This is a genomic window from Curtobacterium sp. Leaf183 (assembly GCF_001424385.1).
Lineage (GTDB): Bacteria > Actinomycetota > Actinomycetes > Actinomycetales > Microbacteriaceae > Curtobacterium.
Genome location: NZ_LMPO01000009.1, coordinates 605,272 through 618,100, shown reverse-complemented (window position 1 = coordinate 618,100; position 12,829 = coordinate 605,272). Strand labels below are relative to the sequence as shown.

Sequence of the window (12,829 nt, the reverse complement as noted above, 5' to 3'; positions counted from 1 at the left end):
ACTGGAACATCATCCGCAAGTTCAGCAACGTGTCGTACGACCTCACCGCCACCCAGCACCGCGAGGACGGCACCACGTCGACCACGGACGTGTTCCCGCTCACGCCGCAGCCGTGACCCCGACGAGCACCAGCTGACACCGCGGCCCACGCAGCAGGCGCCATGACAGCGGGGCGCTCCCGCACCGCGGGAGCGCCCCGCTCGGTCGCCGAGGGACGTCCACGATCCTCGGTGCACCCGTCGAGCGGGCGCCGGGACACCGATGCCCGCGCAACCGTGGGACAATCGTCCGACCGTCCGACCCACCTGAGGAACCGTGAGCCCACAAGCATCCGCTCCGCTCGAGCCCGCCGCGACTCCGGCCGAGGCGATCCGCAACTTCTGCATCATCGCGCACATCGACCACGGCAAGTCGACGCTGGCCGACCGCATGCTGTCGATCACCGGCATCGTCGAGGACCGGGCGATGCGCGCGCAGTACCTCGACCGGATGGACATCGAGCGCGAACGCGGCATCACGATCAAGTCGCAGGCCGTCCGGATGCCGTGGGAGCTCGACGGTGCGACCTACGCGCTGAACATGATCGACACGCCCGGGCACGTCGACTTCTCGTACGAGGTGTCCCGGTCGCTGGCGGCGTGCGAGGGCGCGATCCTGCTGGTCGACGCCGCCCAGGGCATCGAGGCCCAGACGCTGGCCAACCTGTACCTGGCGCTCGAGAACGACCTGCAGATCATCCCGGTCCTCAACAAGATCGACCTGCCCGCCGCTGACCCGGACAAGTACGCGGCCGAGCTCGCGCAGCTGATCGGCGGCAAGCCCGAGGACGTCCTCCGGGTGTCGGGCAAGACCGGTGTCGGCGTGCCGGAGCTCCTCGACCTCGTCGTCCGCACGGTGCCGGCACCCGTCGGTCGTGTCGACGCCGCGCCCCGCGCGATGATCTTCGACTCGGTCTACGACAGCTACCGCGGCGTCGTGACCTACATCCGCATGATCGACGGCTCGATCGCCCCGCGCGAGAAGGTCCAGATGATGTCGACCAAGTCGACGCACGAGATCCTCGAGATCGGGGTGTCGAGCCCCGAGCCGAGCCCGACGAAGGGCCTGTCGGTCGGCGAGGTCGGCTACCTCATCACCGGCGTGAAGGACGTCCGCCTGTCCAAGGTCGGCGACACCGTCACGAGTGCGCAGCGGCCGGCGACCGAGGCCCTGCCCGGCTACACCGACCCGAAGCCCATGGTGTTCTCGGGCCTGTACCCGATCGACGGCTCGGACTACCCGGACCTCCGTGAAGCGCTCGACAAGCTCAAGCTCTCCGATGCGGCGCTCGTCTACGAACCCGAGACCTCGGTCGCGCTCGGCTTCGGGTTCCGCTGCGGGTTCCTCGGGCTGCTGCACCTCGAGATCATCACCGAGCGCCTGTCCCGCGAGTTCGGGCTCGACCTCATCACCACGGCCCCGAGCGTCATCTACGAGGTCACCACCGAGGACAACTCGGTCACCGAGGTCACGAACCCCTCCGAGTTCCCGACCGGGCGCATCGTCGAGGTCCGTGAGCCCATGGTCCGCGCCGCGATCCTGGCGCCGAAGGACTACGTCGGGGCGATCATGGAGCTCTGCCAGCAGCGCCGCGGCTCCCTGCTCGGCATGGAGTACCTCGGCGAGGACCGTGTCGAGATCCGCTACCAGATCCCGCTCGGCGAGATCGTGTTCGACTTCTTCGACCAGCTCAAGAGCAAGACGCAGGGCTACGCCAGCCTGGACTACGAGCCGGTCGGCGACCAGGCGGCCGACCTCGTCAAGGTCGACATCCTGCTGCAGGGCGACCAGGTCGACGCGTTCAGCGCCATCGTCCACCGCGACAAGGCGTACGCGTACGGCACGCTGATGACCGAGCGTCTGCGCAAGCTCATCCCGCGCCAGCAGTTCGAGGTCCCGATCCAGGCCGCGATCGGCGCGCGGATCATCGCGCGCGAGAGCATCCGCGCGATGCGCAAGGACGTCCTCGCGAAGTGCTACGGCGGTGACATCACCCGCAAGCGCAAGCTCCTCGAGAAGCAGAAGGAGGGCAAGAAGCGCATGAAGACCATCGGTCGCGTCGAGGTCCCGCAGGAAGCCTTCATCGCCGCGCTGTCGGGTGACGTCGAGGAGAAGAAGAAGTAGGTCCCAGCGGCGCGACCGGGCGCGCAGGACCGTCGGGCAGACCGCCGGGAGGCTCGCCGCGGCCGGTCCCACCGCCCCGGTCCGCAGCACGCGCACGTCCACGGCCGCGCTGACGTCGCCCACAGTCGTCACGACGACCACGAGCGCGCCGCTGCCCGCATGCAGCGCTCGGCGGACCACCGGACGGGCGTCGTGGAGGTACGCACGCTGCCCACGACGGACGCGTCCGCGACGGCCCCGGGCCTCCAGTGCGGTGTGCACCGGCGGTGCGCCGCCCTGGTTCGTCGACGTCCGCGCGCCCCGATACGATTGCGTCATGAGCAGCCGCGGAGGGTACCTGACCGCCCTGACCTACGGAGCGGTCGGTGCGACGCAGGCGCCGGACCTCATGACGTACCCGCCCGAGGGCTTCACGCCGGCCGAATCCCGGGCCCGGATCGGCCACGGCGACCAGCGGTTCGAGACCGCGGTGACCCAGGCGCTCACGTGGCAGATCCAGGAGCGCAGCGGCATCGGGGTCCGCGTCGACCAGGCGCCCGACGACGACGAGGTCCGCTACAACCCGGTGACCTTCGACGACCAGGGGGTGCCGATCCGACCGGCCTCGATCGGCACGCCGCGCGTCGAGCAGTTCTCGGCCGACGGCACCCCGCTCGTCACCGCAGGCACCAGCGCCGTGCTGACGATGCACGCGTTCGGGCAGACGGTCCACGCGCCGGTGCGCGTCGTGTCGGTCATCGACGAAGCCGACCGCAAGGGCTTCGCCTACGGCACGCTCGAGGGGCACCCCCTGTCGGGCGAGGAGTCCTTCGTCGTCGAGCGCACCGCCGACGGCTCGGTGTGGCTGCAGATCCGGCAGTTCTCGCAGCCGGCCAGCGCGAAGTGGCGCTTCGTCGCGCCGCTGCTCCGTCGTCAGCAGCGTGTCATGGCAGAGAAGTACCTGACGGCGCTGCGCGGGGACTAGTCCGCGGTCAGTCCTCGTGTCGCAGCGGTGGCAGCGCCGCGATGGCGTCCTCGATGAGCGGCGCGTCGGACACGCAGTCCCGGGCGATCGCGACGGCGTTGGTGTGGCGGAGCGCGTCGACGTCGTAGACCCCGGTCGCGACGGCGAGGAACGGGATGCCCGCGGCGTCCGCGGCCTCACCGTCGCGGGGGGTGTCGCCGACGATCACGGCGCGGGTACCGGCCAGGGCGGCGGCCGCGAGGGCGGTGACGCCGGAGCGCTCGACCGCCTCGTCGCCGAAGTACGAGTGGTCCCAGTCGAAGGCGTCGACGTCGAAGCCCGCACCGGCGAGCTTGACCCGCGCCCGGTACGCCGAGTTGCCGGTGAGCAGGCCGTTCCGCCACCCGAGCGTGCCGAAGCGGGCGACGAGTGCGGTTGCGCCCGGAGCGGCGACCCGGTGCTCGCCCGAGCGGTGTCGTTCCTCGGACAGGTCGCGCAGGTGTCGGCTGACGACCGGGATGACCTCGTCGCCCAGGTCGTGGGCGCGGACGTGCTCGGCGATGATGCCGGCGTCGGTCCGGCCGTGCTGGTGCCCGACGAGCTGAGGGAGGTCCCGGCCGATGGCGCGCTCGAGGGCCAGGTGGTAGAGGTTGCCCGGCGAGGTCGCGTTGCGGACGAGGGTGCCGTCGATGTCCCACAGCACCGTGGTCGGGACGGTGTGGTGCTCCATGGCTCCATCATGGCGGACAATGGAGTCCATGCCGAGTGCTCTCCCGATCGCTGACCCGGCACCCGCGGACGGACTCCTCACACCGCGGGCTGACGCGGGCGACGTCCCCTTCGGCGTGTACGTGCACGTGCCCTTCTGTCGGGTGCGCTGCGGGTACTGCGACTTCAACACGTACACGGCCTCCGAGCTGCGCGGGGTCCGCCGTGACGACTACGCCGGGCACGCGGTGCGCGAGATCCAGTGGGCGGCGCAGGTGCTCGACCGGTCCGGTGTCCCGCGCCGGCCCGTCTCCACCGTGTTCTTCGGTGGCGGCACCCCGACGATGCTGCCGGCGAGCGACTTAGCGATGATCCTCCGGGCCGTCGACGACACGTGGGGCATCCTGCCCGGGGCCGAGATCACCACCGAGGCGAACCCCGACTCGGTCGACGCGTCCTCGCTCGAGACGCTCCGCGCCGGCGGGTTCAACCGGATGAGCTTCGGCATGCAGTCGGCGGTGCCGCACGTGCTCGCCACCCTCGACCGCACCCACGACCCCGAGCGCGTGCCGATCGTCGTGGACCTGGCCAAGCAGCAGGGCCTCGACGTCTCGCTCGACCTGATCTACTCGACCCCGGGGGAGTCCCTCGACGACTGGCGGACGTCACTGGACGCCGCGATCGCGTGTGAGCCGGACCACGTCTCGGCCTACTCGCTCATCGTCGAGGACGGCACCGCGATGGGCCGCGCGGTGTCCCGGGGCGAGCTGCCGGCACCGGACGACGACCTGGCCGCCGACATGTACGAGCTGGCCGACCGGGTCCTGGGCGAGGCGGGCTACGGCTGGTACGAGGTCTCGAACTGGGCGCGCGGCGATGCCCAGGCCAGTCGGCACAACCTGTCGTACTGGAAGGGCCACGACTGGTGGGGTGTCGGACCCGGCGCGCACTCGAGCGTCGCCGGCACCCGCTGGTGGAACGTCAAGCACCCCGCGGCGTACGCCGCCCGGGTGCTGGCTGCCGAGTCCCCGGCCGCCGGTCGCGAGACCATCGACGACGAGACCCGGTACGTCGAGCGCGTGCTGCTCGCGGCACGCGTGCGCGGGGAGCTCACGACGTCCGAGCTCCGCCAGGAGGCCCGTGGCCGGGTGGCGGGACTCATCGCACGCGGTCTCGTGGACGGCCGCAGTGCCCTCGGCACGCCCGGCACGGCGGGGCGCCTGGACCTGACGCTCCGGGGCCGGTTGCTCGCGGACGCGGTGGTGCGCGAGCTGCTCGACTAGGCCTTGATGAACTGGAACGTGAGCGGGTACTGGTAGAACCGACCCTGGTTCGCGGCGACGGCAGCCATGATCGCGAAGACGACCACGAGCACGCCGATGACGGGCAGCAGGACGAACCCGATCAGCACGACCGTCAGCAGGCCCGAGACGAAGCTCGCGATCGCGACGGTGATGTGGAAGTTCAGTGCCTGGCGGGTGTGCTCACGGACGAACTGCCCTCGGTCACGCAGCACGACGTAGGCGACGAGCGGCACGATGAAGTTGAAGAAGATGCCGCCGATGTGCGTCAGCGTGGCCCAGAGGCGCTGGTCCTCGGGCGACATCGGCCGGGGCGGCTGGTACTGGGGCCCGCCGGGCTGCTGTCCGTAGCCCTGGGGTCCGTTCGGCGGCTGTCCGTAGCTCATGCCCAGAGCGTATCGGCACGGTGCGCAGAAGTGCCTGACGTCGGTGCCCGGGCGTAGGATCAGCACTCGACACGTCCGAGTGCCAGTGCGACAGGAAGGGGTCCCGGTGGTCAGTGAACGCTCCCTCGAAGTCCTCAAGGCCATCGTGCGGGACTACGTCGCCTCGCGCGAGCCCGTCGGGTCCAAGACCATCGTCGAGCGCCACGCGTTCGGCGTCAGCGCAGCGACGATCCGCAACGACATGGCCCTGCTCGAGGACGAGCAGCTCATCATCGCGCCGCACACGTCGTCCGGCCGGGTGCCGACCGACAAGGGCTACCGGCTCTTCGTCGACCACCTGGCTGCCGCCCGTCCGTTGACCAGCGCGCAGCGGCAGGCGATCGAGACCTTCCTCGGGGCGTCGAACGACCTCGACGACGTCCTGAGCCGCACGGTCCGGCTGCTCAGCCAGCTGACGAACCAGGTCGCGCTCGTGCAGTACCCGTCGATGGTCCGCGCGCGGGTCCAGCACGTCGAGCTGGTCCGGCTCGGCGACACCCGCCTCATGGTCGTCCTGATCACCGACACGGCCCGGGTCGAGCAGCGCGTGGTCGAGACCGACGTCGACCTCGACGAGTCCGCACTGGTCGAGCTCCGCACCGTGCTCAACGGTGCGACCGTCGGACTGCTGCTGCACGACGTCCCCCGGGCGCTCCGTGCGATCCCGGCGCAGATCCGTCCCGAGTCCCAGACCCTCGCCGGGGTCGTCGTGGCGACGCTGATCGACCAGGTCGCCGCCAACCGGCAGGATCGCCTGTTGATGGCGGGCGCCGCGAACCTGGCGAAGAGCGAGTCGGACTTCTCCGGTGGCCTCTTCCCGGTGCTCGAGGCGATCGAGGAACAGGTGACCCTGCTCCGGCTGTTCGGGGAGATGCAGCTCGACGATGCCGCGGTCACCGCGCGCATCGGCGTCGAGAACGCCGAGTACGGCCTCGACGCCACCAGCATCGTCGCCGGCGGGTACGTCGCGGCCGGCGGCGAGGTCGCCCGACTGGGCGTCCTCGGGCCGACCCGCATGGACTACGGGTCGAACATGGCCGCGGTCCGCGCGGTCGCGCGGTACCTGTCCAGACTGCTCGGGGAGAATTGACGACCGCCCCGGTGTCCGCCGCCTCGGTGCGCGCCACCCCGACGACGCACCAGGCTGTCCGGACGCACCCCGGGCCTCCAGACCGATCCATCCACACCACCGACGAAACCTCCTGAGGAACACGTGGCAGACCACTACGACGTCCTCGGTGTCCCGCGCGACGCGGCCGACGCCGACATCAAGAAGGCGTACCGCCGACTCGCGCGCGAGCTCCACCCCGACGTGAACCCGAGCCCCGACGCAGCCGAGCGCTTCAAGGACGTGACGCACGCGTACGACGTGCTGAGCGATCCCGAGCAGCGACGCCGCTACGACGCCGGCCCCTCGGCCGACAGCCCGTTCGGCGGCGGTGGCGCGGGTGGGTTCAGCGACATCTTCGACGCCTTCTTCGGTGGTGGTGGGGGTGGTGGTGGCCGTGGCAACGGTCCCCGCAGCCGCGCCGAGCGCGGGCAGGACGCCCTGCTCCGCATCGAGGTCGACCTGGACGAGGTCGTCTTCGGCACCCACAAGGACGTCGAGGTCGACACGGCCGTGCTCTGCGAGACGTGCGGCGGTTCCTGCTGCGCTCCCGGCACCAGCCCTCGCACGTGTGACATCTGCGGCGGGACCGGGCACATCCAGCGCCAGGTCCGCTCGCTCCTCGGCAACGTGGTGACGAGCGCCCCGTGCGGCACCTGCCGCGGACACGGCACCGTCATCCCCAACCCGTGCCCGACGTGCCAGGGCCAGGGGCGCGTCCGCGCACGTCGGACCGTCCCCGTCGACGTGCCCGCCGGCGTCGACTCCGGTCTGCGGCTGCAGATGCCCGGTCAGGGCGAGGTCGGTCCCGCGGGCGGTCCCGCTGGTGACCTGTACCTCGAGATCCGCGTGCGGCACCACGACGTCTTCAGTCGCGACGGGGACGACCTGCTCGCCACCCTCGAGGTCGCGATGACCGACGCCGTCCTCGGCACCACCACCACGATCGACGGGCTCGACGGTCCGGTCCAGCTCGAGATCCGCCCGGGCGTGCAGAGCGCCGACGTGCTCGTGCTCAAGGACCGCGGTGTGACGAAGCTGCGCGGGAGCGGCCGTGGCGACCTCCGGGTCGGCGTGCAGGTCGTCACCCCCACAAAGCTCTCGCACAAGGAGCGTGGCCTGGTCGAACAGCTCGCCAAGTCGCACAAGGCGTCGCCGCCGCAGCTCGCCCGCTTCCAACAGGGCATGTTCGGCAAGCTGCGCGACCGCTTCTTCAACTTCTGATGGCGTCGCTCTACCTGGTCGACTCGCTCGACGGCGTGACGGTCGGCGGGTCCGTCGCCCTCGACGGACCCGAGGGCCGGCATGCCGTCACGGTGTCGCGCGTGCGGGTCGGCGAGACGCTCCGGCTGTCCGACGGCCGGGGCACCGTCGTCGTCGGGCCGGTCGAGTCCGTCGACCGCGACGCACTCGTGCTCACCGTCGCGACGATCACCACCTCGCCCGTCCCCGTGCCGTCGCTGACGCTCGTGCAGGCGCTCGCCAAGGGCGGTCGCGACGAGATGGCCGTGCAGGCGGCGACCGAGATCGGTGTCGACCACGTCGTGCCGTGGGCAGCGGCCCGGAGTGTCTCACGGTGGGAGGGCGCGAAGGTCGCGAAGGGCCGGGCCCGGTGGCAGGCCATCGCGCACGAGGCGGCGAAACAGGCCATCCGGTCGCGCGTGCCGTCGGTGTCGGACCCGGTGACGACGACCGCGATCGCCGCGACCACAGCGCCGTCCGCCGGCGTCGTGGTCCTGGTCCTCGACCCGACCGCCACCGAGCGGCTCGCGACGTGGGAACCACCGGCGGACGCCACCTCGATCGCGCTGGTCGTCGGACCCGAGGGCGGCATCGACGCCTCGGAGCTCGACCGGCTGTCCGCAGCCGGGGCCGTCCGAGTCCGTCTGGGCGACACCGTGCTGCGGACGTCCACCGCCGGCCCCGCGGCGCTCGCGGTGCTGCAGTCGCGGCTGGGGCGCTGGTGAACTCGGTGTGCCGGTCAGTGGCGCGTCCTACGATGGGTCCATGAGCAGCGTCTTCTCGAAGATCATCGCGCGCGAGATCCCGGCGACCGTCGTCACCGAGGACGACCGCGTCATCGCGTTCGAGGACATCGCCCCGAAGGCCCCCGTACACGTGCTGGTCGTCCCAAAGACCGAGGACTACGCCAACGTGACCGAGTTGGCCGCCGGGGACCCCGGACTCCTCGCCCACATGGTGGCCACCGCGCAACGCATCGCCGACGAGCGTGCCGGCGGCCAGTACCGTCTCGTCTTCAACACCGGCGAATCCGCCGGACAGACCGTGTTCCACGTGCACGCGCACGTACTCGCAGGCGACCTGCAGGAAGGCACCCTTGCCAGCTGACGAAACCGCACCCACCGAGACGGAAGCCGTCTCGGAACTCAGTGTCGACGGGATCGCGATGGTCCAGTTGCTCGGCCCCCAGGACCGACTGCTGAAGACCGTCGAACGCCAGTACCCGGGCGTCCGGGTCCTGGTCCGCGGCAACGAGGTCACCCTCACGGGGCCGGAGCGCGACGTCGCCCGAGCCCGCGCGCTCGTCGACGAGCTCGTCGGCATGGTCAAGCGCGGACAGGACATCGGGCAGGGCGACATCCCGACCTCGGCCCGGATCATCGACGAGGCGCGCAGCCCCGCCGACGTCTTCGGTGCGCCGATCGTGTCCAGCCGCAACAAGTCCGTGCGTCCCAAGACCGACGGGCAGCGCCGCTACGTCGACGCCATCGACGTGAACACCATCACGTTCGGCATCGGTCCCGCCGGCACCGGCAAGACGTACCTGGCGATGGCGAAGGCGGTGCAGGCCCTGCAGCGGCGCGAGGTCACCCGCATCATCCTGACCCGGCCCGCGGTCGAAGCGGGCGAGCGCCTCGGCTTCCTGCCCGGCACGCTGACCGACAAGATCGACCCGTACCTGCGGCCCCTGTACGACGCGCTCAACGAGATGATGGACCCCGAGCTCGTGCCGAAGCTGCTCGCGGCGGGCACGGTCGAGGTGGCTCCTCTGGCGTACATGCGCGGTCGCACGCTGAACGACTCGTTCGTCGTCCTCGACGAAGCGCAGAACACCACGCCCGAGCAGATGAAGATGTTCCTGACGCGACTCGGCTTCGGGTCGAAGATGGTCGTCACGGGTGACATCACACAGGTCGACCTGCCGGGCAACCTCTCGGGGCTCCGACTCGTCACGCAGATCCTCTCCGAGGTGCAGGACATCCACTTCGCCCGGCTCGGCAGCGAGGACGTGGTCCGGCACACGCTCGTCGGGCGCATCGTCGACGCCTACACGGTCTACGACGAACAGCGTCTGGCGGAACAGGCCGGTCATCGCCCCGGTGGCCGGGGGACCGCCCCGACGCCGAACCCGGGCGGCGCGAACCGCGCCGAGCGTCGCGGGCACGCGCCGCAGGACCGTCAGAGCGGTCCGTACCCCCAGAACGACGCCCGAGGAGGCACCCGGTGAGCATCGAACTCAACAACGAGTCCGGTGTCGCCATCGACGACGACGCGGTGCAGCGGCTGGCTGCGTTCGCGCTCGACGCGATGCACGTGCACGCCGACGCCGAGCTCGCCATCGTGCTCGTCGACGAGGGCGCGATGGAGCAGCTGCACATCCGGTGGATGGACGAACCGGGGCCCACGGACGTCCTGAGCTTCCCGATGGACGAGCTCCGTCCCGGCACCGAGGACGACCCGACGCCCGCCGGACTCCTCGGGGACATCGTGCTCTGCCCGCAGGTCGCCGAGGCCCAGGCCGCCACGGCCGGTCACTCGACGACCGACGAACTCCTCCTGCTCACGTGCCACGGCATCCTGCACCTGCTCGGGTTCGACCACGCCGAGCCGGACGAGAAGGCCGAGATGTTCGGGCTGCAGGGGGAGATCCTGACCGCCTTCGCCGCCCAGCGTCGGGGGCGGTGACCGCAGTGCTGCTCGTCGCCGTCCTGCTCGCGGTGGCGTTCGTGCTCGTCGTCCTCGGCGGTCTGCTCGCCGCGTCCGACAGTGCCCTCGGGGTGCTGTCGCGTGCCGACCTCGACGAGATCGCCCGCGGACACCAGCGCCGCCGTGCGATCGAGGCGATCGCCGACGACGTCGGTGCCCACGTCAACGCCCTCAACTTCTTCCGCGTGCTCGCCGAGACCGCGGCCGCGGTGCTGGTGACCATCGCGTTGTTCACCGTCCTCGACACCTGGTGGGTCGCGCTCGTCGTGTCCGCGGCGATCATGACCGCGGTGTCCTTCGTGCTCGTCGGGTCCAGTCCCCGCAGCGTCGGTCGTGCCCACGCGGACCGCCTGGTCGGGGCGACCGGCGGGCTGGTGCACGGGGTCCGCATCGTCCTGGGGCCGCTGGCCGACCTGCTCGTCGTGATCGGCGACCGGGTGACACCGGGGCGCAACGGCAGCACGTCGAGCGTCTCGAGCGAGGAGCAGCTGCTCTCGCTCGTCGACGAGGCGACCGAGAGCAACGTGCTCGAGGCGGACGACCGCGAGCTCATCCACTCGGTGTTCGAGTTCAGCGACACCCTCGTGCGCGAGGTGATGGTGCCGCGCACGGACATGGTGACCGCCGACGCCGCGCACACGCTGTCCGCCGTCATGGAGCAGTTCCTCGCCACGGGCGTCTCCCGCATGCCCGTGACGGGTCGCGACAGCGACGACGTCCTGGGCGTGGTGTACCTGCGCGACCTGGCCCGCGCCCTCCACGAGAGCAAGGACGCCGGCGGGCGCGTGGTCACCTCGCTGCTGCGCCCGGCCGAGTTCGTCCCGGAGTCGAAGCACGCCGACGAGACCCTGCGGCACATGCAGGCTGCCAAGAACCACCTCGTGCTCGTCGTCGACGAGTACGGCGGGGTCGCCGGGCTGGTCACGATGGAGGACCTCATCGAGGAACTGGTCGGCGACATCTCGGACGAGTACGACCGCACCGTGATCGACCGCGTCGAGGTCTCCGACGGCGTGTGGCGCGTCTCGGCGCGCATGCCGATCGACGACCTCGGCGACCTGTTCGGCGTCGACCTCGACGACGACGACGTCGACACCGCGGGTGGCCTGCTCACCAAGGAGCTCGGCCACCTGGCGACGGCGGGGGAGTCCGTGTCCGTGTCCGGCGTGGTGCTGACCGCCGACCGGGTCGAAGGCAAGCGCCGACACCTCATCTCCGTGCTCGCCGAACGCACCGACGCCCTCGCCGGCGCCGAGCAGGCGTTCGACGACACCGCATCCACCACGACGGGAACCACCCACGCATGAGCGACACCGAGCAGACCCCCACCTACCGCGCGGGCTTCGTCTCGTTCGTCGGCCGGCCGAACGTCGGCAAGTCGACGCTGACCAACGCGCTCGTCGGCGAGAAGGTCGCGATCACCTCGTCGAAGCCGCAGACCACGCGGCGCGCGATCCGCGGCATCGTGCACCGTCCCGACGGCCAGGTCATCATCGTCGACACCCCCGGTGTGCACCGTCCGCGCACCCTGCTCGGCGAACGGCTGAACGACCTGGTGCAGTCCACGCTCGGTGACGTCGACGTGATCGGGTTCTGCGTGCCGGCCAACGAACCGATCGGCCCGGGCGACCGGTTCATCAACGAGACGCTCGACCACTTCCCGCGTGCGAAGAAGATCGCGATCGTCACGAAGGTCGACCGCGCCGGCAAGGAGAAGATCGCCGAGCAGCTCCTCGCCGTGTCGGCGCTGCGCGAATGGGACGCGATCGTGCCCACCTCGGGCACCCAGGGCACGCAGCTCGAGGCGCTGCTCACCGAGATCACGTCGATGCTCCCCGAGTCGCCGCCGCTCTACGGCGCCGACGCGATCACCGAGGAGACGAGCGAGGAACGCATCTCGGAGCTCATCCGCGAAGCCGCGCTCGAGGGGGTCCGCGACGAGCTCCCGCACTCGCTCGCGGTCATGATCGAGGACATGGTCGAGCCGGACCCGGACGACGACCCGAACGGCCCGCTGCGCATCTTCGCGAACCTGTTCGTCGAGCGGGACAGCCAGAAGTCCATCGTCATCGGACACAAGGGCGAGCGCCTGAAGGACGTCGGCACCCGCGCGCGGGTCGAGATCGAATCGCTGCTCGGCGGGCGCCACGTGTACCTGAACATCCGCGTCAAGGTCGCCAAGGAGTGGCAGCGTGACCCGAAGCAGCTGGGTCGGCTCGGGTTCTGAGCGTCC

Annotated in this window: 13 protein-coding genes; 11 read left to right on the top strand and 2 right to left on the bottom strand. The window is 70.8% G+C overall.

The annotated features are described in order from the left end of the window. Window positions 1-315: 315 nt before the first annotated feature. Together lepA and ASG04_RS13810 are read left to right on the top strand one after the other, a co-directional pair. The gene (lepA, locus tag ASG04_RS13815) at window positions 316-2,163 is read left to right on the top strand and encodes a translation elongation factor 4 (protein WP_056125390.1); all 1,848 of its coding nucleotides are present in this window, start codon (window positions 316-318) and stop codon (window positions 2,161-2,163) included. 316 nt (window positions 2,164-2,479) lie between these two features. Next, complete coding sequence (locus tag ASG04_RS13810; RefSeq protein WP_056125388.1) at window positions 2,480-3,127, top strand: DUF1990 family protein; 648 nt, start codon at window positions 2,480-2,482, stop codon at window positions 3,125-3,127. Between the two features lie 7 nt (window positions 3,128-3,134). Here the strand turns inward: ASG04_RS13810 and ASG04_RS13805 are convergent, their stop codons facing one another. After that, entirely contained in the window at window positions 3,135-3,836 is a 702-nt protein-coding gene (locus ASG04_RS13805; RefSeq protein WP_056125385.1) for an HAD family hydrolase, read from the bottom strand. 28 nt (window positions 3,837-3,864) lie between these two features. Between ASG04_RS13805 and hemW the strand changes: the two genes are divergently transcribed. Beyond that, complete coding sequence (hemW, locus tag ASG04_RS13800) at window positions 3,865-5,097, top strand: radical SAM family heme chaperone HemW (protein ID WP_056125836.1); 1,233 nt, start codon at window positions 3,865-3,867, stop codon at window positions 5,095-5,097. Here the strand turns inward: hemW and ASG04_RS13795 are convergent. Next, entirely contained in the window at window positions 5,094-5,501 is a 408-nt protein-coding gene (locus ASG04_RS13795; RefSeq protein WP_056125383.1) for a DUF4870 domain-containing protein, read from the bottom strand. The genes hemW and ASG04_RS13795 overlap by 4 nt on opposite strands. Before the next feature lie 106 nt (window positions 5,502-5,607). On the opposite strand from ASG04_RS13795, the gene hrcA reads away from it, so the two are divergent. From hrcA to era, 8 genes are all read left to right on the top strand, one after another. Then, window positions 5,608-6,630: a heat-inducible transcriptional repressor HrcA gene (gene hrcA / locus ASG04_RS13790; protein WP_056125382.1), complete on the top strand. Its 1,023-nt coding sequence runs from the start codon at window positions 5,608-5,610 to the stop codon at window positions 6,628-6,630. Window positions 6,631-6,753: 123 nt separating this feature from the next. Continuing rightward, a complete protein-coding gene (gene dnaJ / locus ASG04_RS13785; RefSeq protein ID WP_056125380.1) occupies window positions 6,754-7,872 on the top strand; it encodes a molecular chaperone DnaJ in 1,119 nt (372 codons plus the stop codon). After that, a complete protein-coding gene (locus ASG04_RS13780; RefSeq protein ID WP_056125378.1) occupies window positions 7,872-8,615 on the top strand; it encodes a 16S rRNA (uracil(1498)-N(3))-methyltransferase in 744 nt (247 codons plus the stop codon). Before dnaJ ends, ASG04_RS13780 begins: the two co-directional genes overlap by 1 nt. A 40-nt stretch (window positions 8,616-8,655) precedes the next feature. Beyond that, the gene (locus ASG04_RS13775) at window positions 8,656-8,997 is read left to right on the top strand and encodes a histidine triad nucleotide-binding protein (RefSeq protein WP_056125376.1); all 342 of its coding nucleotides are present in this window, start codon (window positions 8,656-8,658) and stop codon (window positions 8,995-8,997) included. Continuing rightward, window positions 8,987-10,117, top strand: a complete 1,131-nt coding sequence (locus ASG04_RS13770; RefSeq protein WP_056125374.1) for a PhoH family protein — start codon at window positions 8,987-8,989, stop codon at window positions 10,115-10,117. Before ASG04_RS13775 ends, ASG04_RS13770 begins: the two co-directional genes overlap by 11 nt. Then, window positions 10,114-10,575: an rRNA maturation RNase YbeY gene (gene ybeY / locus ASG04_RS13765; RefSeq protein ID WP_056125372.1), complete on the top strand. Its 462-nt coding sequence runs from the start codon at window positions 10,114-10,116 to the stop codon at window positions 10,573-10,575. The genes ASG04_RS13770 and ybeY overlap by 4 nt, the downstream gene beginning before the upstream one ends. Next, the gene (locus ASG04_RS13760) at window positions 10,572-11,903 is read left to right on the top strand and encodes a hemolysin family protein (RefSeq protein WP_321164490.1); all 1,332 of its coding nucleotides are present in this window, start codon (window positions 10,572-10,574) and stop codon (window positions 11,901-11,903) included. The genes ybeY and ASG04_RS13760 overlap by 4 nt, the downstream gene beginning before the upstream one ends. Beyond that, window positions 11,900-12,823, top strand: coding sequence for a GTPase Era (gene era, locus ASG04_RS13755; protein ID WP_056125369.1), 924 nt, complete (start codon window positions 11,900-11,902; stop codon window positions 12,821-12,823). The genes ASG04_RS13760 and era overlap by 4 nt, the downstream gene beginning before the upstream one ends. Window positions 12,824-12,829: the final 6 nt, after the last annotated feature.